Below are 20,452 nucleotides of genomic sequence, written 5' to 3'. Positions count from 1 at the left end.
TCATGAGTCCAGGGCCTTTTTACTTTGTGCCTACACCCCACTCAACCGCAAGGGTCGGAGTGAGTGCGGCGTTGACGCTCAGACGAGCGCCGGCGATGCAGCCATTTTCGGTTTGGCCGCTGCCTTGGTGATGGTGATTGTCGGCTTGAGCCAGCGGCCGTCATCGATCGCATCAATCAGCACAGGGCCCAATTCCGGGAAGTGAACATCGGTGATGGTCTGCGTTTCCCCGAACTGGTAGTCGGTGAGTTCCACCACGTAGGTGTCTGCTCCGCGGTCGTACTTCACAATCAGTTGGCCCTTGAACTTCGTGCTGCTGATGTCCATCGAGATCCCCGGCGCGACGCGGCAGGAGTCTTCTTCGGGTGGATCAATGAACGCGAGGTTTTTGGCGCCTGCATCCACCAACACGTTGACCGTGCGGCGCATGCCGTTGTTGACTGCCGTCTCCTCCATCTGCCGCAACATGTCGAGCAAATAGGGATTGGACACGACCGGGAATTCGCTGCCGCGGGGGAAGCTGTGCTCCAGGTAGCGGTCTTCACCGGCCACAGGAAACTTGGTCTTCGCCCCGGTCAGCATGAAGGAACGGCAGCCGTCGACCGCTGGGTCGTCGGAGCCGTCAGCTGGTGAGCCATCGAAACGACGCAGCTTGTAGAACTTCATGTCGATGGTGTCACCGATCGCCACCTCCTGGCTGAGCAACTCCGTGCGCAGAACTTTGAAGGTCGAAGCAGTCAGCTTGACCAGCGTCCAGCCTTCCTTTTGCTCGACCACCTTACCCTGCGCGTCAGCCCCGAAGGACACGCCGCCAAGGCTGTTTTGAGCGACTTCGCCAGTGAAACTGGACCACTTGTACTGACGGATGTTCTTGCCCAGGAAGGCGGGTGCATTTTCGCGAGCGAACGTGTCAGCTTGAATTTTGAGTGTCATGGTTTTCTTCGAAGAGAAACCAGGCCCCTCCCCTTCCGGGTTTGGGGCCCGGAGGGTTGATGATGTTTTGGCGCCAGGTGGCACCCTTTGAAAGTTACTTCGTGAACGAGTCAGGTCGAGACCACCGGTGCCGGAGCGCCAAGGGCTTCGAGCCAGTCCTGGCAGAAGGCCGACCCCGAAACACCGTGTTCACGCACGTGGCGAACTCGAGTCATTGGGATGTTCATCTGCTGGGCAAGCCCCCGAATCGTCTTGTTGTTCTGCCGCATGAGCCGGCGAACCGTCTCAGGCGCCAGCCGTGTCGAGCTCATGCGTGGGCAAAGCAGCGTGGAACTGCTTGGGCACAAAATCGTTGATCGGCCAGTCGTACTTGGCGGACATCTCTTGGGCGTAGGCCATGGCCAGCGCATAGGAGGGGTGATCGCCGATGCACTCTACGCCACCTTGCTTGCAGTGCAGGTAGGTGGAGATGAAGTTGGGTGAAACATAGTCGACTTCGACGCACGTTCCTTGGTCCACTTGCCCGGACAGAAAGTCGCGGACAGGTTGAATCTCGATGGCGTCGTATCGACCAGGGTCGCCGGCGATGATCTCTTGATCAAAGCGGTCGTCTGCGATCTGAGTGATTGCGGTTTCCATGGTGTTTCCTGAAGCGGGAACACCTGCCCCAGCGGGTGGTGTTCCCGGTGGGTTCTGATGAAGGCTGTCACGAGGACAGCGAATGCGGCGTGCCGGATTCCTTCAGCCCCTTCGGTGGAGAAGCTCAAGGAATCCACCTGGGCCCGAAGGGCCAAGTGGAAGCACTGGTTGCAGTCCTTCGCTGCGATTCGTCACTGCATGAGTGTCGGGATCACAGGCGTCGGCGTGGTCTGTACAAGAAGCCAATCGCGATGGGTGCGTCTTGCCTCTTGGAGGAAGTCGCGCAGATCGGTCGGCTGCCCGCCCAGGTCTTGTTCTATCGGCACGACCTTGATCAGGTAGCCCTCGGGGGTCTCAACCTGCAGGACGTTGGCGCAGTCTTCTGCAAGCAGAGTCATGCCCCAGGCGTCGATCATGCCGGGTTTCACCACCAGGGTGCGCGGGGGAGCATTCCAGGAGGTCATCATGCGTTGCACTCATCGTCCTGGAGTTCTTCTTCGTGCATCAGGTCTTCACCGTTGAAGGTCACCGCAATGACCGGGGTGAAGATGCTGCCAGTCAGATGGATCACTTCGTGGACAGCAATGCGCCGAAGCGCGATGCGATCAAGGTGGGTGAGGTGGTCCTTGGGGCTGTCCGAGAAGTAGATCACTCGGCCCTTGAGTTGACCCTTCACCCACTCAGTGGTGGGCCAGACGCTGGCAAGGTTGGTCGACTTGTTTTTCATCACGAAGCCATTCTTGACCTCGTAGTTGAACGTGCTCATCAGACTTCTGGCCTTGGCCAGATCAATCTCCTGTACGGAGTTCGGTGTGACCACGTACAGCTTGCGGGGGCCGTCCATGCGCAGTGCGGCATCCGCTTCTTGGCAAACGCGTTTGTCGATGTGCAGTGGGTACAGGTGGGTGCCAGAGTCGCGCACGATCCACAGGTAGGTGATCTCCTCGCTGAAGGTGCGACGGAGCTCATGGCGGTCGTGTTTGTAGAAGTCGTTCTTGTATGCAACGAGCAGAGGGAAGCCGGGGGCCTCGATCACTGCGCGCATGTTGTTGAAGACGACATCGGAGGGGTGGCTCATGGTGATCTCAAAAAAAGAGGGACACCAGACCCCCATGGGGCAGCTGGGGCCCCAATGGGTTGATTGACTGACAGCACAAGACTGTCCAACGGTAAAACCGAGTGATGAGATTGTGCGCGACGTGTGTGCCGAGGGCAACTTGAACCGGCCAATGAGAGACGAGAAATAGGAGGTCGAGAAACAGCAATAGCCCGCGACTTTAGAAGCCGCGGGCTATTGAGGGTGACCAGTGTTTGCTCAGGCCAAGGTCGGCTGGCTGCCACCGAGGAAGTTGCGAACAGCTTCACGGACGGCATTGCCGCGCTCTGTCACCAGTGCCTGCATTTTTGCAGCTGGCGTGAGGCGGTTGAACCAGACGACATCTTTGGCGGGAACGCCGGCCTGTACAAGGACCGACGCGGCAAACGGCTCACGGATCGACGCATTCTTGGTCGTGGACATGGAACTCTCCTAAGGGTTGTCGGGCACGTCGCCCCTTCTGGATCCTGCAAACGAAGCAAGACCCACAAGGAACGACGCGGCCGACAAGGAGAACCACATCACGTGTGGCGAGGCACGACTGGGGGCCAGCGTGCACTCTGTTCAAACACTGCGGACAGTGAGAGAACTGTGTTGACTGCTATCTGGTAGCAGCGGACTGGTCATAACGACAAGTCAAAGTTGACTGCAGTTAGGAAACTGCACAAGGTGTAAACACCGTGGTAAGCCTGAAGTTTAGCGCAACGAGCCAGAGACCCACAAGTAAAAAGGCCCAGTTCACATGCAGTGAGCTGGGCCATTCGTGAGAGATCCGACAACTTGCGCCGGTTAGGAGGCTGCCGGTGTTGTTTCGGCCGCTTTCATGTACGGGAAGCTCTTGTCTGGGCTCCATCGTGGGTAGTCGTCGAGCACCAGTTCATAAGGGTTCACATATTGTTCCTTCGGAACCAGAAAGCCTTGGTGTGCACCGTCGGATTTCCTGTAGCCAGAGGCGTATACAAAACCCTTCGGCACGTTCCACGTTGTGTCGGAGAACGCAGAGCTCACCGTGAATTTGTTGGCCAAGCGCAGATCTCGATCGCGCTGGGCAAGCGTCGACGATTGCTCAATGCTGAGCGTCACGCCGAAGTGCGCCATGTACTCATCTGGATACCAGTTGGCCGCTGTTGTCTTGGCGCTCTCGCGCACCCGTTCCTCGAAGAGGTCTGGAAACGCCAGCACAACGAGAGACCAGTGGGAGTCCTCTTCGTACCAGAGGAATCCGCCTTCATCGATGCCGTTGGCCAGGTGCCCGGGCATCTGCTGACTTTTGTGTACGCCGATGCCGCCATGTGAAGGTGTTGAGACCCTGAGGACAGTGTGTTCCTTGTTCAGGAAAGTCACGTCATCAGGCCTGTCCCACGGGGTCGTGGTGATCTTGGGAATGGTGTTCATGGGAAAGTTGCTCTGTGCCCCGACACGCGCGCCATGCCCCCACCGGGACAAGATGCCCGGATCGGGAGGTTGAAAAGGGTGTGAAAAAGGCCGCAATCGGTTGCCCGATGCGGCCTGTGGTTGCCAGACTGGTTGTTCAGTCGCAGCGGGTTGCCATCAGTTCCAGGCGATGCTGGGCCAAGCGGTTTCGCTCAGCCAAGACCTTGTTGGACTTCTTCATCCACAGCCAGCCGGGAATCATGCAAATGATTGCGGCGAGCATGGTGAGTTGAATGGCGTTCATGGCGAGTTGTGAGAGTGCTGTCATGTGTTGGTCTCATTGTAGGCATCAACACGCACGGGCGCTGAACGACTACTCGGTGGTTTTGTTCCATTGGCGCGAGCCAGTTCATCGCGAACGATGGACCGGACAGTGCCAGCGGTCTTGCGGTGCAGGCTTGCTGCGGCCAAAAGCATCTCGCGGTCCTTCTGCGCATTCAGTTGCACCAGGCGGTCAACTGCAGCGAGAGAGAACACGTGAAACGCCGCAAACCATGCAAAGGTGACGAACCAGGTGAACAGCTGCGTTTCGTCGCCGGCCAAGGCACCAACGGCCGAGCCGATGTATGCAATGTTCAGCAGCGAGTCGCGCAACAGTTCAACCTTGATGGGCTCGCTCAACACGGCGTCAGCCCAGGCCGCGATGCGAGCGCCGAAGCGATGCAGCACAGCCAGGACACATACCACGACAGCGGGGGCCACAACGGTGAGTTCTTGAGGGGCTTCTATTTTGGACTCCTGTGAGATGTGAAATCTGCATAGGAGCCACCCGCTGGGTGGATCCCAGCAGGGTGAAGTTGAATGCGTCCACGAGGGGCGCTACGTCGCGAAGGCGAAGTGTTTGTAGTGTCGTGGCTCGCCCAAGCCGCCGCAACCCGATCCGGCCACCGTCCACCGGTGAGGGCTTGGAGCTGACAAGAAAAAAGGCCGCTACGGTTACCCGCGCGGCCTGTCTCTTCTTCTCCCGACTTTGCCCGATGGGGCCCGGTGTCGAGCCGGTGTTGCGTCAATGGCTGGCCAGCTGGTCGATCACATCGACATCGCGGTCAAACATGATCCATTGCATGTCCTGCGCTGCCGCAAAACGGATGCAGGCGGCCACGTCTTCGGTCAGACCCTCCACGAGTTCTTCAAGTAGCTGTGGCTCGGGGACGTAGACGAACCAACCGTACTCGCCCTTCTCGAAGGCCGCGATACGTTGGAATGCGTCCGTGCCTTTTTCGAGGGTCGACTGCGCAAGATGTGCTGTGCTCAATGCGAGCATGCGGTGAGTTTCCATGATGGTTTTGGTGCGTGAGCTGGAGCGTGGCGTGAAGCTTTTACGGCCAGCGTGGGTAAAGAAAAAGCCGCCCCAGGTTTGACCCCGGGGCGGCTTGTTGGTGTGAGCTTCTAGCTCGTAAACGCAGTGCTTACGCGACGTGCGCTCTTTTGTCCTCGATGTCGTTCTGGATGCCCAGTTCGACATCGTCATCCAGAGATTCCAAACGGCGGTTCTTCTCCGCCAACTCCTTGTTCGATCGATGCAGCAAAAAGCAAAGCGGCGTCGCCGCAACTATGCCGAGGAGCATGATGATCTTCAAAGCGTCAACGTTTGACATGATCTGTTGTGTGACTTCCATTGTGTTGTCCTGATTGTAGGGTGGACCCTACGGTGCGCCAAGTGTTCCGTGCACCGCAAGGCTATCTTTTCAGATTGTCTTGCGGCGACGCTGTTTCTTGACGGGCTGCATGAGGCGCTGCGCAGCAGACGTTTCCAGCTTCTGGAGTGCCGCAACGCGATACGCCAGAGCAGTTGAAATCGCGGCAAACAGTGCAAACCACAGGACGGTCACGAGGTACAGGAAGCTGTCCTTTTCGGTGTATCCCACCAGAGCAGCAAAACCAGCACCGACCCACGACAGTTCGTGCGTGATTTCTTGTAGCCGACCTACCAGTACAACGGATTCGAGGACGGCTTGCACCGTCCTTGTCCGATATAGCAGTGGAACAGCGACAAGCAGCACCATGGATGCAGCGAGCAGACCAGGCGCGAGAGCGACCAAGACAGTGATATCAAAGGTCATGTGTACTCCTTTCTTTTTCTTGTTGAAAACCTGAAAGGAGCACCCCTGTTGGGAGTGATCCCAGCAGGAAGGTTGATTGCGTGCAATGACACGCTTCTTTCGCGAAAGCGAGAGGTGGGTGAAGGATGAGCGAAGTGAGCCTGGCGCGCAACCCAATCAGGCCAGTCGGCGTTAGGTGGTGAAAACTGTCTGTACGTTTTTCATCGCTCTCTCAAGCAGCACCGCGGTATTCCGCTCGGCGCACCAGCGACTATGGGGGATCATTCGCGAGGAACGAATTCCAGTCCCTGTTTGAATCAGTGCGAGCGGAACGGGGGCTCAGAAACATGGCCGCGTTCAGCGGTTGAGGGACCCAGTACAGGCCGTTTTCGAGATCACTTCGACCAACGCTGGGCGGGAGCATTTCATCCCAACCCTCGTAGGGCTCTGGATAGGGAGCGACACCGTACATTTTTGCCCCGGGCCCGCATGCCGCGATGAGTTCAGGCGTGCAAGCTCGCTTCACGAACTCCGGGTCCATCGGATACACCACCCACGCATCACCAGACTTCAGTTCGAAAAACTGGAAGCTGGCCAATGGCGCGTGTCCAGGTGCCATCGGATAAGACGGTGGGGGCGGCGGCGGCGCAGGAGGTTCGTTGCCTTCCTGTCCACCGCCGTGCATGCGCTCACGCAACATTTGGGCACTTTTGCCCCAGCGTTGAGCAGCTGTGATGCCTGCCTGGTGGTTGAGGCGTGCGTTCGCTTCCTTCATTGCTTCGTCTGACCGTTGCTGTAGCCTTGCCATGGCCTGCGCGTGCAGTTGTTTGAGCAGAGGATGGTGGAGCCACAGGAATTTGCCGTGGCCCTCGATGTGGGCGACTAGCGACGCTGCGTCTCGACGCGCGGCCGGGTCGGGAGGCGGCAGGAAGTAGGCAACGGAGGCGACCTCCTGCCCCGCGCTCAGTGGGTGGGAGGGAGTGCCCTCATGGGTGTGAATCAACACGACCACTTCAACGCCTGAGGTGAGTCGCGCGGTGCCGGCGGCTGCGTCACGAGCGGGGCGTTCTTCCCAACGAACCGATCCCATGAACTGTTCGGCGACTTCAATCGGCTCGTGGCCACGAAAGTAGGCGGTCGTAAGTTGTGCGAAGATTCGGCATGGCGGCAGGGTCAATGGCCCGCTCAGTGCAAGGTACTGCAGATGCTCCATGCAAAAGCGGCGCAAGAGGTTCTGCGCTCCAACCAGACACTCGGGACGCTCTTGCCCTCCTTCGTGCGCGAAGTGCCATTCCTTTTCCGTGCCTTGACGCGCGATCAGCGGGCTGGAACAATCGGGACAGAAGCAGGCGCATGCCGCACCTCGCTGCACGTCCCCCACAAATCGAATTTCACCGCGGGCGTCCAGCGCTGCGAAAAGCTGGCTCATACGTCAGCCCCCGACCATGCGAGGTTTTCGAACCTCGTAAGCTGATTTATGAACGACAGTTTGACGATGCCCGTGGGTCCATTTCGCTGTTTGGCGATGATGATTTCGGCAACGCCTGGTTCCTTGCACGCTTCTTTGGTGTAGTACTCATCGCGGTAGATGAACATGATGATGTCGGCGTCCTGCTCGATGGAGCCCGACTCGCGCAAGTCGCTCATCATGGGGCGTTTGTCGGTGCGGGTCTCCACGCTGCGGTTGAGCTGGGACAGGGCAATCACCGGGCAATGAAGTTCTTTGGCCAGCATCTTCAAGCTGCGCGAAATCTCACCAATTTCGGCCGCTCGGTTGTCGCCCTCGCTGGTGCTCCCGGTCATCAGCTGCAGATAGTCCACGACGATCAGCCCCAGTCCGCCACACTGGCGCGCCAAGCGGCGGGCATTCGCGCGAAGCTCGCCAGAGCGCAGCCCCGGCGTCTCGTCGATGTGCAGGGAAACGCCACGCAACTGCTCGACCGCCTCTGTCAGGCGCGGCCACTCATCGTCGGTGAGTTTGCCGGACCTCATGTTCGATTGGTTGATGCGTCCGATGGAGCCCACGATACGCACGGCAAGCTGGGAGGCCCCCATCTCCATCGAGAAAACTGCGACAGCCTTGCGTTCGTGCAAAGCGACGTGCTCCGCGATGTTGATGGCCAGGGCCGTCTTGCCCATGCTCGGGCGCGCGGCAAGGATGACCAGGTCACCGGCCTGCAGGCCCGAAGTCATCCTGTCCAGATCGATGTAGCCTGTGCGCAGCCCCGTCACATCCTGGGGATTTTCTGAGCGCTCGACAACATCGTCGAGCAGGGTCACCACCAGGCTCTCCATCGACTGAAACCCGTCCTTCATGCGGGAGCCCTGCTCGCCGATGTGAAAGATCTTCTGCTCGGCTTCGTCCAGGATGGTGGCCACCTCCCTACCCTTGGGGTTGAAGGCGGCAGTGGCGATGTCATCGCTGGCTGCGATCAGCTGGCGCAGGACGGCACGCTCACGCACGATCTCGGCATAGCGCCGGATGTTGGCCGCGCTGGGGACGTACTGAGCGAGCGAGTTGAGGTAGGCCAACCCGCCGGCGGCGTCGCTCTTGCCGATGCCCTGCAGGCGCTCGTAGGTGGTCACCACGTCGGCCGCTCGGTTTGCGTTGATGAGCGACATGATCGCCTCAAAAATCGACCGGTGCTCGTGCCGGTAGAAGTCGTCTGGGCGCAGCATGTCGCCCACCCTGTCCCACGATGCGTTGTCCAGCAGCAGGCCGCCCAGCACGCTGGACTCGGCCTCGATCGAGTGCGGCGGCAGTCGCAGCGCGGCGGTCTGGGGATCTGGCTCCATCGAATCGAATGGTGGGTAGTGCTCCGATGGACCAGAAAAGTGCGAGTCAGCAAAGGACGTTCCACCCGACCTGCGAGGAGCAGGAATGCCCGGCTCGCGGGCCGTGGGCGCGGGCCCGGAAAACAGATTCCCGCTCCCATCTCGCATGGAGGGAACGGTCACATCATCGAAGTCGTCTTGGCTCAAGGTGGATCTCGCTGGTGGTTTTTGCTTGAAAACTTACTTTTTGGCAAGCTCTGCGGCGCGAGGGCGGCCCTGCCTGACCTTGGCTCCGGTGCTGGCACCGCCCGGTTCATCTGGCGCAACCACAGGCGCGAGCAGGGAGGCGGCTACCCGCAATGAATCGGCGCGCTCGAAGCCAGCACGCTCAATGGCCGCGGCCGCACCGAGGGTTTGGGCCCACTGCTGGATGAGGCTGTTGCGCACAATGGATGCCCCTTGCGCGACCTTCACGCCTTCCTTGCGCTTGTTGAGTGTTGCGCCCTGCGGTGTTTTGAAAATCCCTGCGAAGGTTCGCTTGACCAGGTGGTAGACGGTGGCAGGGACCATTTTTGGCATCGGCGTCGCGGTGCTCATGCCCTGGCGCGAGGGCAGCAATGCTTCCCCAAGCCCGTGTTTGGCGAGATATGCCTTGAGATCTCGAAGGTTCTTGCAGCTGGCGGCGTGGCGCAGCAGCAGCTGCTCGCGCAGCGCTACCCACGGCAGCACGAGACTGGCGCAACCGTCGCTAAGCTCAAAGGAGCGACTCACCGTGTCGCTTGAACTTGGCACGTCCAGTCGCACCGGTGCCCCGGGGTGGCGGGCTCCAGCGGGGTTGTCCTCAGGCGTGAGCGTCGCCAGCGGGTCTCGCCTGTCACCCCCCAACGAACGTTGCGCGCTGCGGGTGTTCTGCATGGCCAGAATCAGCGCGGTTTCTCCCACGGCCAGGTCTTTGCCGCGCAGCGCGATCAGTTCTGCGGTGGTGAGCCCGCACTCGGTCAGCAGCGCCATGGCGGCGCGGTCGCGCAAGGCCGTCCAGTCACCGGGGCGCTCGGGGTTGGGCGCGTGGACCGCGCGCAGCAGGTGCTGGTCTTGCAGCAGCGCCAACAGGCCCGGGGGCAGTACCTGAGGTTGGAGGTCGCGGCCGAGAATGTGGGGCACCGCGTCATCCATGCCGATGCATGGGTTGTCCTCGATCCAGCCCTGCCCGCTTGCATGGTGGTAGACGCCCCGCAGGATGCGCCAGTAACGCTGGCGGGTGAAGTTGGACATCACGTTGTCCTTGAGCGTATTGCGGCGGCTGTTTTTCCCCGGCGCCGCGCCATTCAAGAACTTGTTGATCGTCTCCGCCGTGGCCGCTGGCCAGCCGGCTATGCCTTGGTCGACGAGCCACTCGGCATAGGCCCTCCACATGACCTTGTTGACATTCTTGGTCGCGTCGGCGAGCGATTCCCGTTGCTGCACTTTCTCACACCAGTTTTCGAAAAGCTCTTCGGCGCCCGTTAGGGTGGCGGCTGGCTTTGGTTTGCGTTCGCCGGCAGCCGGCTTTGTTTCTTTGGTGGACATGGTGGATCTGCTTCGGTCGTGTCGGGGTATCAGGCGAGATGGTTATCGGGGGCGCGTGCAGGCAGTGGGCTCAGAAGGTCGCTTGGATCACTTTGAACGTCGCGTCAACGATGGTGGCGCGGGCCTTTACGTCCAGGCGCATGTGCAGGTGCAGGTTGTTCACGGCATTCACGAGGTGGTCCAGCGTCAACTTGAAAGCGTAGCGGTCGTATTCGAGAACCTTGCGTCCATCCCCCAGGTCGACCGACTTGGCATCGGGCAGGAGAGACAACAACACCACGCGCCACATGTCGGGTTCGGGCGTGAGGAAGTGAATCCAGTAAGGCCATTGCTGATTCAGGGCCTGCAGGAACACCTTGAACTCAGGGACGGCGTAGAGATGGCGCGGGTCGTCCTCGTAGCCCAGGACCGAAAAGGAGACCCCGTGGACGAAGCGCGCCACCAGCGCCTGGTCGGTGCTGAGCGTCAAGAGATCGCTTACGCAGCGTCCAACATGTCCCGCCTCCACCTCTTCGCGGGTGATGAGCAGAACCAGAAAGTCGGCGTCCGGTGGAATCTCACCCAGGCCGCCCGCCGTTGACTGGTGGAAGTAGATGGACATGGTGCTCAACCTGGCTGCAACTGGAAGAAAGGCCGGCTGCCTAGCACACGCGCGGTGCGAATGCTGAAGCTCTCCACCACCAGGAGCGGTAGCAGACCACTATCTTTAATTACCAATCGTATGGCATTCGCCAGAACTCCCCCTCCTTCCTGATAGACCTCTTCTCTCGTTGCGTGAAGAGGATGCGGAGCTCGGACACCGCCTCGGCCATGGTGCAAGGTGGGATGAAGGGGAGAAAGAAGGTTTATCAAAAGGGGGGTTCGGCGCATAGGTGTGGGAGGGTAGAGGGGGAGCTGCAGAAAGGCGCTTCGTTGGTAATTAAAGTTACCTCGGTTCAGGCCGGTGTCAAGAGGTGGCAATGAACGAAGTTGCATGCGTTGGCGCGGCAAGGTTCGTTGCGATGGCGGCCAGAATTTGGTCATCGTGTCGCGTAGAGCGGCCTCTGCTCACTCATCCCAATCACGCCATGCTGCTCAAGAGCCTTCTGTCCCTGTTCCCGGTCGCCTCGTTTGCTGGCCAGACTTCGGCCGCGCCGGCGAGCTCCCGTGCCGAGGTCAAGGTGGTCCGGCACAACGAGAAGCCGCGCGACTTCCTTGACTCGCTGCAGTTCGCCAGCGATCTCATGCCGGCGGACGTCGTTCCGTCCGAGCTGGACGTGGCCTCAGGCCCTGCCCCGCTACAGGGTGTGAGCGACATCCCGCTGATCGGCACCCTGGCCCAGCGCGCGGCCAGCCGCCCCACCGGCATCGAGCAACTGGCCTACCACTGCGGTGACGTCGCTCTGCAAAACGCCGCCTTGGCCGAGTTGCTGCGCATCGACCCCAAAAACCCGCTGGTGCATGAGTCGGTGCGCGCCTACATCTTCGAGATGGGACAGCACGAATTTTTCGCCAAGGGCTGGCGCAAGGCCAACCGCTTGAGCCTCAACCCCAACGACATCCTGCACGACCTGCACGTGGACTTCGAGGCACGCCGCCTGCAGCTGCTCATGCGCGCCGAGAGCGCTCCCATTGAGCGCAAGAAGGTTCGGCGTTTCTTCTTCAAGACCGTGCGCTACACCTGGATGGGACGCACGTTCGACACCCTGGACGTGGCCACCGCTGCCAAGCGCGCCGAGTGCCTGCGATTGACACGCTGCGTGATGGGCGATCGGCTGGAGCCGCGCCACGCCCGTTCGCGAATTCCCGCTCACGCAGCCGTGCACTGATCGCTGCCCTTCTCTCAATCCCCCGCCTCCTGAACACCCCCGCTGGCCACGCCCATGGCCCCGGGGGCTTTGTCTTTGTGCTTGGCCGATCTGTGACTTTGAATCCAGCGGAAGTGCCGTGCGTCGCGCGGGTGGCCACCGATCCGTGTTCGATCTGCCCGTGCACAGCGCCGACACAACGAAAAAACCCCCGGCAGCTCGCGCCCCGGGGGTTGTTTGGTTGAAGTGATCAGGCCGCGACCTGTTCCTCCTGCAGCATGCGCTGTTCGTTTTGGACCTTCATGCGCGCGCGGCGCTGGCGCTGCACCTCGCGACGCAGCAGCACCTGGTGCACGATCCTGAGGTTGCCACCGAAGTGGGCTGCCGCCTCTGACGACGGCGCGGCCGAACTGCGGTCATCAGGATGCATGCGCAACAGAATACGCAGCGCTGCGTCGGCCTCGGTGTGCGACAAGATGGCCACTTCACGCATGCCGTCCAGCAGACGCGGGTAGCGATTGGCGCGGCCTTTGTCGTTCAGTGCTGCGCGCGCGAGTGCGGCCGCGGGCGCGACGTGGGCGAACATTGCCTCGTGAAGCGTGCGTTCGACCTGGTTGTGCTCACGCCGGTAGCTGAGACCGGCCATCGCCAGATTCAGCAAGGCGAAGACTTCGCCGTAGGGCGACTGTCCGAAGAAGGCGGGCCAACGCGTCTTTCCGTGGGCCGCCATCAGCAGATGGCCAACGTCGCGGTTCTGGAAAATGGTCTGCACCGCCTGGATCTGCTGCGCTTGCACGTCAGGCGCCCAGCGCCCAGTGAGACACCAGCGGTTGAGTTGCCCGAGCGACTTGGCCAGGCTGCTTCGCCCGACCATCAGGTCATTGGCGTAGGTGTGGATCTGCTGTTCTTTGTTCATGCTCATCTGAAGAGATGCTCAGAGGCGGCAGCGCACCCGGTCGGGGCAGGCTGTGCCCCGGCGCGGGTTGGAAGAATGGACCGCTGCTTGCCGACTCGACGCCGGCGAAACAGGAAAGTGGTCTTGACCTCGACCCGCAAAAGAGGGGGCGAAGTCGTAGGTAAACGTCAGCACGGGGCCGACAGGCATGCCTTGAGGGCAGAGGTCGGGTTTGAATGTAGCCCAGCATCGCGCAACTGTCCGCCCATCTGGGCCACTTGTCGCCGTCGGCTCGGGTGGGCCCGGCCCGGTCATACGCAGCACACAACCGCCCCCTGCGCCAAGGATTAGTTCGGCTGGTGTGGCTCAATGTCGACCGCAACACATCCGGCAACAAAATAGTTATCCACAGAGAGCTGGGATAACGTGCCCGTGAGGTGGGCCAACCTGCGCGGAACCTCAAGCGTGATGCGGGTTTGAACAGAATGCCGGAAATCTAGGCAGCCGTGGCCCCAAATGTTGGTCATCGCAAGTGTTGTGGTAGACCCCGATCACTGCCAGTGGCACGACCCGATGCAGGTGCACTCAACAAACGACAGGCAAAGAAAAAGCCCCCCCAGTCTTGCGACTGGGAGGGCTCTCCGTTTTAGTTGGCTTCGGCCTGAGCACCCATTGCCTGGGAGCCTTCGGTGGCCTTGTCCAGATCGAGGGCTGCCTCGATCTCGCGTTGCCGCGTGCGCGCCGCCTGCAGCTGCTCGCCGAACTCGAAGTCCTGCGTCAGCATGGCGGTGATACCCGCGATTTCTTCAGTCTTGCGACCGAATTCCTCGCGCATGCTCGCCGGCAGGCTCGCGAAGCCTTTGACAGATTCGTACACCGATGCACCCACACCAGCGTGGTCATGCAGGTTCGGACGGCGAACAGACACTCGCGTGCCCGTCACGGTGTCAACAACCACCAGATCAGAAGTACCGAGGTACTTGTCAATCTCCAGCTCGAACGACCCGCAGGTCGCGATCGTTCTGGTGCCGACCAACACCTTGCTCACCGCTTTGATGGCGGATCCCAAGGCTTGGCAGTTGTCTACTTCCGTGGCCATCGCTGCAGATGCCGTCGACGTGCAAGGCGTGAAGCGCACAGCGGTTGTGAGACCGCTCGCTTCCTTGCCCACCGCATCGAACTTGTCCATCGATTTCTCGATGTAGTCCAGGCGCTTTTGCAGTTCCGTCTTGCGACGGCCCATGCGCCAGCGATCCTGCTCGTAGTGGTCCAACTTCAAAGCGAGTTTTTGCACCGTGGCGTCCACCGTAGCCTTTTCGAGCACGAGTGGGTTGCCGGAGGCGATCGCCTTGATCTCGGCGTACGACAGAGCCGTCATCGAGATGTCTTCCACCGAGCGCAGACCGGCTTCCGCCGTCATCACCTGGTCGATAAATCGCGCCTTCACGTCCAGCAGATTCCAGCTGTACGCGTCGAACGATCCTTCTGTCACGTAGCGCCACAACTCGATGCTCTCGCATGTGTTGCCTTGGCGGTCTGCGCGACCGTCTCGCTGCTCAACATCCGACGGCCGCCATGGGGCGTCTATCTGATGCGAAGCTTTGAGTAGCGTTTGCACGTTTGTGCCTGTACCCATCATGGCCGTGGAGCCCAGCAAGACGCGGACCGAACCTTCCCGAACCCGCTTGAACAACTTCGCTTTCGCGGTGTCGCTGCTGTGGCTCTGAATGAACTCGATCTCGTTTGCTGGAATTCCCTTGAGCACGAGAAGGCGCTTGACCTCTTCGTACACCGAGAACCCCGAACCACCGGGCGTGCCCAGATCACTGAACACCAGTTGCGTCAGACGCCGCGCTGCACCTTCTTGCCAGATGCGATGCACGTTTTCAGCGACCTTGGCCAGCTTACCGTTGGGGTCGAATGGGAGGCCAGGGGCGACCATCCTCACGTCCAGTGCTGCACGTCGACCATCGTTGGTCACGGCCAGCATGTTGTCTTCTTCAGGCTTCACACGTCGCTCGCGGATGGCGTCTGCACGCTTGACCAACGAACCGATGATCTCCTTCAGTACCTCGCTTGGCTGAGCCGAACACACCTGCGGACGTCCACCCATGATTTCGGGAGTCGGCAGTTTCAGCATCGCCTTCGTTTTCACATCAGCCACCCCCTTGAAGATGGCCATGAGTTCCGGAAGGTTGACAAACCTTGAGTAACGAGTTGCTGTTCGGAACCCGCTTCCATCGGGAGCCAGTTCAATGCCGGTGACGCTCTCCCCGAAGCTTGCGCTCCAGGCGTCGAACTCGTAGATGCCGTAGCGTTTGAGCGTCTTGGGCTGCAAGTACACCTGCATCGTGTGGAACTCGGCCAGGCTGTTGGAGATTGGCGTGGCCGTGGCCATCACTACTCCCTCTTCCTTGCCTCCACGCATCTCCATGATCACTCGCGTTTTCATGAAGACATCGAATGCACGCTGGCTCGCCACGTTCGGCAAACCCGCCATGCGGGGCATCTTGCTGACTCTTCCGAGGTTTTTGTACGCGTGACTCTCATCAATGAAGACTTGGTCCACGCCGAGGTCGTCAAACCAGATTGCAGTGTCATCGGCCTTGCCGTTTTCCACCACACGCTGAAGCTTGGCCTCATAGTCTTTCATCCTGCGCTCCAGCTCCTTGATGGAACGTTTTGCGCCTGAATCCTGCGTCAGCATAAGTGAAACGCGAGCCTCACTCAACATCTGATCGATGAACGTTTCCTGGCGCTCAGGGCTGAGCATCAGGCGTTCGAAACTGGATTGCGTCATCACGACAGCGTCCCAATCTCCTGTTGCCACTTTGGCCACGAACGTGCGACGTTTGTCGCCCGCGAGGTCATCTTTCGTTGCCATCAGCACCTTCGCCTGTGGGTACAGGCGAACCGCTTCAGCGCAGTACTGCTCCAACGTCGAGTTCTGCACGACGTGCAGCGGCTTGCGTGCTTTGCCAAGCCGACGCAGCTCCATGCCTGCGGCGATCATCGTGATGGTTTTGCCCGCGCCGACGCAATGCGCCAGCAGGGTGTTGCCATTGACCACGATGCGCCAGATCGCGTCCTTCTGGTGAGGGTACGGGACCACGGCAGCACTCATCCCGGGGAGGTGAAGGTGCGAGCCATCGAACTTGCGCGGAACAACCTGGTTGAACTCATCGTTGTACAAGCGAAGCAGTGCATCGCGGCGCGCGTCATCACGGTAGATCCAGTTACGGAACTGGTCGCGAATGGCTTGCCACTTCTCACGTGCATTCAGCGTTGCTTGCGGGTCCACCATCACGGTGCCGTTGATGGTCATGTTGACCGTGGGCGGCTGCTGGTTGAGAGCAGCTTCCACCAGCACCAGCGCGCAGCGCTTGTCGGTGCCCCACTTCGTTTTCTGCAGCGTGTGGTCGCCCACGTACTCCAGGTTGTAGCTGGTCGACTTGACACTCCACGTTGCCGTGGTGGCGTCAAAGGTGACCGTCAGCGTGGCCCGTGTGTCATTCACAAGCTCGGTGGCGAATTGCTTCACCACCTCGACTGGAATCCACGGTGCCCCCAAGCGCGCTTCGACTTCTGCTGGGCCGAGATCGGCGGGCAGTACTTCGGTCAACGCCTTGATGTTTTCCTCGTACGCAGGACCGGCGGCTCTCGCCTCACCGATCTTTTCGCGAATGTGGCCAGACAGGTACTCATCTGCAGGCACCCAACGTGCGAGCACCGGGTCGCGAAACGCGATGCCGGTGTTGTTCATCTCCTTGACCACTTCCATCACCGGCTTACCGGTGCGAAGCGCCATGTCTTTGAGGACGATCTGACCGTAGAGGGCCAGACTGATCAGCATCGCATCCTTCGCGGTGTCCACCCTTTCAGGCAGCACCGGTTGGCCAACAGTGCGTCTCGTGAAAATGTCAGCCTTCTCGGCCTTGGCACTCTCATCGTCCCAGATCTCCAGCGCGAGCATCAGCGGCCAGTTGGGGTCACCCCGCATCACACGGCTGTTGGCCGTGGTGCTCAGGAACCCCATCTGGGCCACGTACGCGTCATAGGTCGCCCCAAGACGCTTCTGCAACACTGCCAACTGTTCGTCATCGTCCGAGCCAGCCTGGAAACTGATCACCGCAAGCGCGGCGTCCCGGATGTCGATCATGCCCAGCATGCGCTTGCGCGCCGTGCCGGAGTACAGACCATCCAAATCGAGCAGTTCTTCACCCTCGCTCACGCAGATGCGGTTGTCACGCAAAACGAACGACCCCGGTGTGACCTGGGTGATGTTCGCGTAACGCGTCATCGCGCTCACGAGGTTGGGCACGCCGGCGTCTGCACGTGCTTGGTAGACCCCTTTCGGAATCTTGGTTTCCACCAGATGGCTGAGCATTTCGCCCATTTCCTCAACGTTGCCGTCGAAGACTGGAACGGCCTTCTCGCCATACTGACCCGATTGCCACGCCAGCTTGCCCACGATGTGATCGGGGTGTCGGAGGTAGTAGCCGTTGATCTTGCTGCCCACTTGCGTGGAGCGGCCAGCGTGGCGGTTGTAGACGCTCTTGCTCGCAGGTTCGTTCGCTTTGAACAGCTCCTGCTTTGCATCGAACGTGTCACGCCAAATCGGTGATGCCTGATAGTCCGGCGTCTCACGACGCTTGAACACCAGGATGTCGGTGACCGCTTGCGTATGAGCAAACGATTCGAACGCCATGGTTGGCAGGCGGAACGCACCCAGCAGTTCGGCGTGAGCCGAGATCCACTCACGATGCGCGTCCTTTTCGCTGTCCAGCGTTGACTTCGTTGTGATGAGCACCATGAGGCCCCCTGGGCGAACCAGATCCACCGACTTTCCAAGGAAGTAGTTGTGGATGCTCCAGTCTGCGTAGGGCGCCTTGCTTGTGTCCATCGACTTGTACTTGCCAAACGGCACGTTGCCGATGACTAAATCGAAGAACGCCGAGGGCAGCTTCGCCTTCTCCAGTCCGCAGGCGTGAACCTGCAGTCCGTAGGGCGCGAAACTTGCCTCGAGCATTGCTGCACTCACCTGATCGAGTTCGACCGCAGTGATATCGCTCTTTGCCGCCATTTCCTGCGGCATACCAGCGATGATGTGACCAACGCCGGCTGAGGGTTCCAGCACGCGTCCGCCTTCAAAGCCCAGCTTGGCCACGATCTTCCACAGGACCTGCACCAGGTGCGGGTCTGTGAAAAACGCGGAGTTCACTGAACTCAGCATGGCGGCGTACTCGTCATCGGTTGTGACCGACTTGAGCTCGTCGCGCAGTGCGGAGAATGCGTGCGGCGTGGAGCCATCGGGCGAGAAGATCCTTGCGGTTCCACCCCACCCGCTGAACTTCAGCAGCTGCACCATTTCGTCCACACTGATCTTGCGCTTGTCTTGCGACAAGCTCTTGACCAGCCTGATTGCGCTGATGTTGTCCCTGGCGCGCTGCTCGGCCGAGGCCGAGGGGCGATAGTCGTCAGAAACCGTCAAGGGCCACAGGGCCCTGCGGTCCTGAAAGTCCAGATCGTTGCTCTCCGTGCCCCAGCCGTTCAACACCTGGTCGAGGACAGTGCCCAGGGCATCGTCTTCGGGTGCGAACGAGCTGTCGAGCAGTTCGATTTTTCCGTCTTCCTCCGGAGCATTCGACCTGGCGTCAGCCATGTCGAACACCACCTGAGTGATGACGGAGGAGACCACTGCGATTGGGGTCTTCTTCGAGGGGATCTCGAAGTCGTCCAATGTGAGGCCACCCATCCACACGTTGCTTTCGCTGTTGTGGGAGTTGCGTTGAGCAGAAGCTGCCATGTGTTTCTCCGTTTGAAAGGAAAAGCGGGAAACACACCTCTCCCTTGCGGGAGTGGCTTGCATTCCCGCGAAGGTTGAAAAGAGTTGTTAACGGTCGACCTGTGCGTTAAAGCGCAGGCCGACATTCGGAGCCCCGAGGGTGCTCATGCGAATGACGAAAGCGGCAGCACCCCGGAGAGGTCTGCCGTCTTTCCGCAGTGACACGCTGTGCGCATGCCCTGGGAAAAGACCCCTGCTTTCACAGGGGCCTTCGGTTCAGGTTGAAGGTAGGTTGATCAGATCGTGATGAGCCAGGCTGGGCGTGCCCCGCACTCGACGTTTCTCAGCTGGAAGATGTGGCGTGTACACACTCTTTCCGGGCCTTCCGTGTCGATCGCGCGGGCAACAAAGCTGCTGCCGCCGTTGACCTGCGCCGCGTAGGCGCTGGCTTCGAGCAAGCTGGCCAGCCGATGCTGAGCCTCGCGGTGAACAGCGTGGCGGCGTACCGCTGCACTGCTCCACTCAACGAATCGCTCATGGACGCGCGAATCGATGAAGACCCGCCGTGCACCGAGGAACTTCCCGGCATAGGCAGTGACATCAATGAGCTCGCCACATCGCAGTTGTTCTTCGATGCTCTTGGGCTTGTCAGCAACGTTGACGAAATGGTTGAAGTGGGCAATTCGCATCACGCGCCTCCATTCGAAGGATCGCAACCGAACGCGTCCATGAGTTCACCGAAAGCCTGTTCGTCGACCGCACTGGAGGCGGCCGCATTCAAGCTCATGATTTCCTCATCCAGCACTTCGTCTGCAGGTGACTGCGCCATCGCTGGAGCAACCACTTGGGCCGGCACCACTTGAGGCACCTCGTTCTTGGTGACCACGGGTGGCAATTGGACCGCTGCAGGTGAGTTTGACTGGGCAGCGTGACGCTGCTTGGCCTTCATCTCACGCACAGAGCGTTCCTTGCGACGCCGCTCCTGATCTTTCAGGACGGCGCCACAGTCGTAGCCTGGGATCGCGATCTGGATCTTCCTGGGTTTTTCGATGGCAAAGTAGTTTTTAACCACGTTGTTCTCCCAGTGTGTTCATCAGCGCGCGGAAGTTGGGATGGATTTCCCACTTCACAGCTGCGAACTGTTCAAAATCATCCTCACAGATGACTCGACCCTGACCCTTGGGAACCAAGGGCAGGATCTGAAGCTGCAGTCCTCCACAGGGGAAGACCGCGACAGAAGTGTCTCCCCCTTCGAGGACAAGCGACTCGCCCATGGCGTGCGCCGTCACAGCTTTGCTGTACAAGTTTTTTAGTTCATGAAAATTTCCAGGCGGCGGAACGCCGCCGAACACGCGCCAACCCACGCACGACTGCAGTGCAGGTGATGAAGATGGTGCGAAAGGGATGACCGAAAACAAAAGCGTGTAGCTCTTGCGCCTTGCGAGGCAGGTCAGGTGTTGAAGGCTGTCACGAGAACAGCGATGGCAAAGGATGCCGAAC

At 60.1% G+C, this 20,452-nt stretch carries 21 protein-coding genes; 1 reads left to right on the top strand and 20 read right to left on the bottom strand.

The window, feature by feature from the left end; genetic code table 11:
* Positions 1 to 78: 78 nt before the first annotated feature.
* The 15 genes from ACN4F8_RS03685 to ACN4F8_RS03615 form a co-directional block, all read right to left on the bottom strand.
* A complete protein-coding gene (locus tag ACN4F8_RS03685) occupies positions 79 to 933 on the bottom strand; it encodes a hypothetical protein (protein ID WP_419472339.1) in 855 nt (284 codons plus the stop codon).
* 285 nt (positions 934 to 1,218) lie between these two features.
* The gene (locus ACN4F8_RS03680) at positions 1,219 to 1,572 is read right to left on the bottom strand and encodes a hypothetical protein (RefSeq protein ID WP_419472338.1); all 354 of its coding nucleotides are present in this window, start codon (positions 1,570 to 1,572) and stop codon (positions 1,219 to 1,221) included.
* Between the two features lie 191 nt (positions 1,573 to 1,763).
* On the bottom strand, positions 1,764 to 2,039 hold the full coding sequence (locus ACN4F8_RS03675) for a hypothetical protein (protein WP_159608918.1): 276 nt from the start codon (positions 2,037 to 2,039) through the stop codon (positions 1,764 to 1,766).
* Entirely contained in the window at positions 2,036 to 2,650 is a 615-nt protein-coding gene (locus ACN4F8_RS03670) for a hypothetical protein (protein ID WP_419472337.1), read from the bottom strand. The genes ACN4F8_RS03675 and ACN4F8_RS03670 overlap by 4 nt, the downstream gene beginning before the upstream one ends.
* A 237-nt stretch (positions 2,651 to 2,887) precedes the next feature.
* Positions 2,888 to 3,091 carry a hypothetical protein gene (locus ACN4F8_RS03665; protein ID WP_159608916.1) on the bottom strand — a complete coding sequence of 68 codons (204 nt, stop codon included), beginning with the start codon at positions 3,089 to 3,091 and terminating at the stop codon, positions 2,888 to 2,890.
* 366 nt (positions 3,092 to 3,457) lie between these two features.
* Complete coding sequence (locus ACN4F8_RS03660; protein ID WP_419472336.1) at positions 3,458 to 4,063, bottom strand: DUF7007 domain-containing protein; 606 nt, start codon at positions 4,061 to 4,063, stop codon at positions 3,458 to 3,460.
* A 136-nt stretch (positions 4,064 to 4,199) separates the two neighbouring features.
* The gene (locus tag ACN4F8_RS03655) at positions 4,200 to 4,346 is read right to left on the bottom strand and encodes a hypothetical protein (protein WP_419472335.1); all 147 of its coding nucleotides are present in this window, start codon (positions 4,344 to 4,346) and stop codon (positions 4,200 to 4,202) included.
* Between the two features lie 20 nt (positions 4,347 to 4,366).
* Positions 4,367 to 4,723 carry a hypothetical protein gene (locus tag ACN4F8_RS03650; RefSeq protein ID WP_419472334.1) on the bottom strand — a complete coding sequence of 119 codons (357 nt, stop codon included), beginning with the start codon at positions 4,721 to 4,723 and terminating at the stop codon, positions 4,367 to 4,369.
* A gap of 385 nt (positions 4,724 to 5,108) precedes the next feature.
* Positions 5,109 to 5,381 carry a hypothetical protein gene (locus ACN4F8_RS03645; RefSeq protein WP_419472333.1) on the bottom strand — a complete coding sequence of 91 codons (273 nt, stop codon included), beginning with the start codon at positions 5,379 to 5,381 and terminating at the stop codon, positions 5,109 to 5,111.
* A gap of 130 nt (positions 5,382 to 5,511) precedes the next feature.
* The gene (locus ACN4F8_RS03640; protein ID WP_419472332.1) at positions 5,512 to 5,721 is read right to left on the bottom strand and encodes a hypothetical protein; all 210 of its coding nucleotides are present in this window, start codon (positions 5,719 to 5,721) and stop codon (positions 5,512 to 5,514) included.
* A gap of 69 nt (positions 5,722 to 5,790) precedes the next feature.
* Entirely contained in the window at positions 5,791 to 6,165 is a 375-nt protein-coding gene (locus ACN4F8_RS03635) for a hypothetical protein (protein WP_159608910.1), read from the bottom strand.
* Between the two features lie 250 nt (positions 6,166 to 6,415).
* Positions 6,416 to 7,573, bottom strand: a complete 1,158-nt coding sequence (locus tag ACN4F8_RS03630; protein WP_419472331.1) for a competence protein CoiA family protein — start codon at positions 7,571 to 7,573, stop codon at positions 6,416 to 6,418.
* Positions 7,570 to 8,940 carry a replicative DNA helicase gene (gene dnaB, locus ACN4F8_RS03625; protein ID WP_159609086.1) on the bottom strand — a complete coding sequence of 457 codons (1,371 nt, stop codon included), beginning with the start codon at positions 8,938 to 8,940 and terminating at the stop codon, positions 7,570 to 7,572. The genes ACN4F8_RS03630 and dnaB overlap by 4 nt, the downstream gene beginning before the upstream one ends.
* Positions 8,941 to 9,159: 219 nt before the next feature.
* Positions 9,160 to 10,485 carry a hypothetical protein gene (locus tag ACN4F8_RS03620; protein WP_159608908.1) on the bottom strand — a complete coding sequence of 442 codons (1,326 nt, stop codon included), beginning with the start codon at positions 10,483 to 10,485 and terminating at the stop codon, positions 9,160 to 9,162.
* Between the two features lie 70 nt (positions 10,486 to 10,555).
* On the bottom strand, positions 10,556 to 11,086 hold the full coding sequence (locus ACN4F8_RS03615; RefSeq protein WP_159608907.1) for a hypothetical protein: 531 nt from the start codon (positions 11,084 to 11,086) through the stop codon (positions 10,556 to 10,558).
* Between the two features lie 466 nt (positions 11,087 to 11,552).
* Here ACN4F8_RS03615 and ACN4F8_RS03610 point away from each other — a divergent pair, with 466 nt between their 5' ends.
* On the top strand, positions 11,553 to 12,293 hold the full coding sequence (locus ACN4F8_RS03610; protein ID WP_419472330.1) for a hypothetical protein: 741 nt from the start codon (positions 11,553 to 11,555) through the stop codon (positions 12,291 to 12,293).
* A gap of 229 nt (positions 12,294 to 12,522) precedes the next feature.
* Here ACN4F8_RS03610 and ACN4F8_RS03605 read toward each other — a convergent pair whose 3' ends face one another.
* From ACN4F8_RS03605 to ACN4F8_RS03585, 5 genes are all read right to left on the bottom strand, one after another.
* The gene (locus tag ACN4F8_RS03605) at positions 12,523 to 13,188 is read right to left on the bottom strand and encodes a hypothetical protein (protein WP_159608905.1); all 666 of its coding nucleotides are present in this window, start codon (positions 13,186 to 13,188) and stop codon (positions 12,523 to 12,525) included.
* A 625-nt stretch (positions 13,189 to 13,813) separates the two neighbouring features.
* Entirely contained in the window at positions 13,814 to 18,973 is a 5,160-nt protein-coding gene (locus ACN4F8_RS03600; protein ID WP_159608904.1) for a DEAD/DEAH box helicase family protein, read from the bottom strand.
* 275 nt (positions 18,974 to 19,248) lie between these two features.
* Positions 19,249 to 19,641 carry a hypothetical protein gene (locus tag ACN4F8_RS03595; protein ID WP_159608903.1) on the bottom strand — a complete coding sequence of 131 codons (393 nt, stop codon included), beginning with the start codon at positions 19,639 to 19,641 and terminating at the stop codon, positions 19,249 to 19,251.
* Positions 19,641 to 20,024, bottom strand: a complete 384-nt coding sequence (locus ACN4F8_RS03590; protein ID WP_159608902.1) for a hypothetical protein — start codon at positions 20,022 to 20,024, stop codon at positions 19,641 to 19,643. The genes ACN4F8_RS03595 and ACN4F8_RS03590 overlap by 1 nt, the downstream gene beginning before the upstream one ends.
* Complete coding sequence (locus tag ACN4F8_RS03585) at positions 20,017 to 20,316, bottom strand: hypothetical protein (protein ID WP_419472329.1); 300 nt, start codon at positions 20,314 to 20,316, stop codon at positions 20,017 to 20,019. Before ACN4F8_RS03585 ends, ACN4F8_RS03590 begins: the two co-directional genes overlap by 8 nt.
* Positions 20,317 to 20,452: the final 136 nt, after the last annotated feature.

The organism is Hydrogenophaga sp. (assembly GCF_048549895.1).
GTDB lineage: Bacteria > Pseudomonadota > Gammaproteobacteria > Burkholderiales > Burkholderiaceae_C > Hydrogenophaga.
This window is presented reverse-complemented; position numbering and strand designations above follow the sequence as displayed.

What these genes read in the sequence shown, in the direction of transcription:
- ACN4F8_RS03685 (WP_419472339.1), bottom strand. Translation starts at nt 933, where the DNA reads ATGACACTCAAAATTCAAGCTGACACGTTCGCTCGCGAAAATGCACCC.
- ACN4F8_RS03680 (WP_419472338.1), bottom strand. Translation starts at nt 1,572, where the DNA reads ATGGAAACCGCAATCACTCAGATCGCAGACGACCGCTTTGATCAAGAG.
- ACN4F8_RS03620 (WP_159608908.1), bottom strand. Translation starts at nt 10,485, where the DNA reads ATGTCCACCAAAGAAACAAAGCCGGCTGCCGGCGAACGCAAACCAAAG.
- ACN4F8_RS03655 (WP_419472335.1), bottom strand. Translation starts at nt 4,346, where the DNA reads ATGAACGCCATTCAACTCACCATGCTCGCCGCAATCATTTGCATGATT.
- ACN4F8_RS03660 (WP_419472336.1), bottom strand. Translation starts at nt 4,063, where the DNA reads ATGAACACCATTCCCAAGATCACCACGACCCCGTGGGACAGGCCTGAT.
- ACN4F8_RS03615 (WP_159608907.1), bottom strand. Translation starts at nt 11,086, where the DNA reads ATGTCCATCTACTTCCACCAGTCAACGGCGGGCGGCCTGGGTGAGATT.
- ACN4F8_RS03675 (WP_159608918.1), bottom strand. Translation starts at nt 2,039, where the DNA reads ATGATGACCTCCTGGAATGCTCCCCCGCGCACCCTGGTGGTGAAACCC.
- ACN4F8_RS03640 (WP_419472332.1), bottom strand. Translation starts at nt 5,721, where the DNA reads ATGGAAGTCACACAACAGATCATGTCAAACGTTGACGCTTTGAAGATC.
- ACN4F8_RS03630 (WP_419472331.1), bottom strand. Translation starts at nt 7,573, where the DNA reads ATGAGCCAGCTTTTCGCAGCGCTGGACGCCCGCGGTGAAATTCGATTT.
- ACN4F8_RS03600 (WP_159608904.1), bottom strand. Translation starts at nt 18,973, where the DNA reads ATGGCAGCTTCTGCTCAACGCAACTCCCACAACAGCGAAAGCAACGTG.
- dnaB (WP_159609086.1), bottom strand. Translation starts at nt 8,940, where the DNA reads ATGGAGCCAGATCCCCAGACCGCCGCGCTGCGACTGCCGCCGCACTCG.
- ACN4F8_RS03610 (WP_419472330.1), top strand. Translation starts at nt 11,553, where the DNA reads ATGCTGCTCAAGAGCCTTCTGTCCCTGTTCCCGGTCGCCTCGTTTGCT.
- ACN4F8_RS03665 (WP_159608916.1), bottom strand. Translation starts at nt 3,091, where the DNA reads ATGTCCACGACCAAGAATGCGTCGATCCGTGAGCCGTTTGCCGCGTCG.
- ACN4F8_RS03670 (WP_419472337.1), bottom strand. Translation starts at nt 2,650, where the DNA reads ATGAGCCACCCCTCCGATGTCGTCTTCAACAACATGCGCGCAGTGATC.
- ACN4F8_RS03645 (WP_419472333.1), bottom strand. Translation starts at nt 5,381, where the DNA reads ATGGAAACTCACCGCATGCTCGCATTGAGCACAGCACATCTTGCGCAG.
- ACN4F8_RS03595 (WP_159608903.1), bottom strand. Translation starts at nt 19,641, where the DNA reads ATGCGAATTGCCCACTTCAACCATTTCGTCAACGTTGCTGACAAGCCC.
- ACN4F8_RS03605 (WP_159608905.1), bottom strand. Translation starts at nt 13,188, where the DNA reads ATGAACAAAGAACAGCAGATCCACACCTACGCCAATGACCTGATGGTC.
- ACN4F8_RS03635 (WP_159608910.1), bottom strand. Translation starts at nt 6,165, where the DNA reads ATGACCTTTGATATCACTGTCTTGGTCGCTCTCGCGCCTGGTCTGCTC.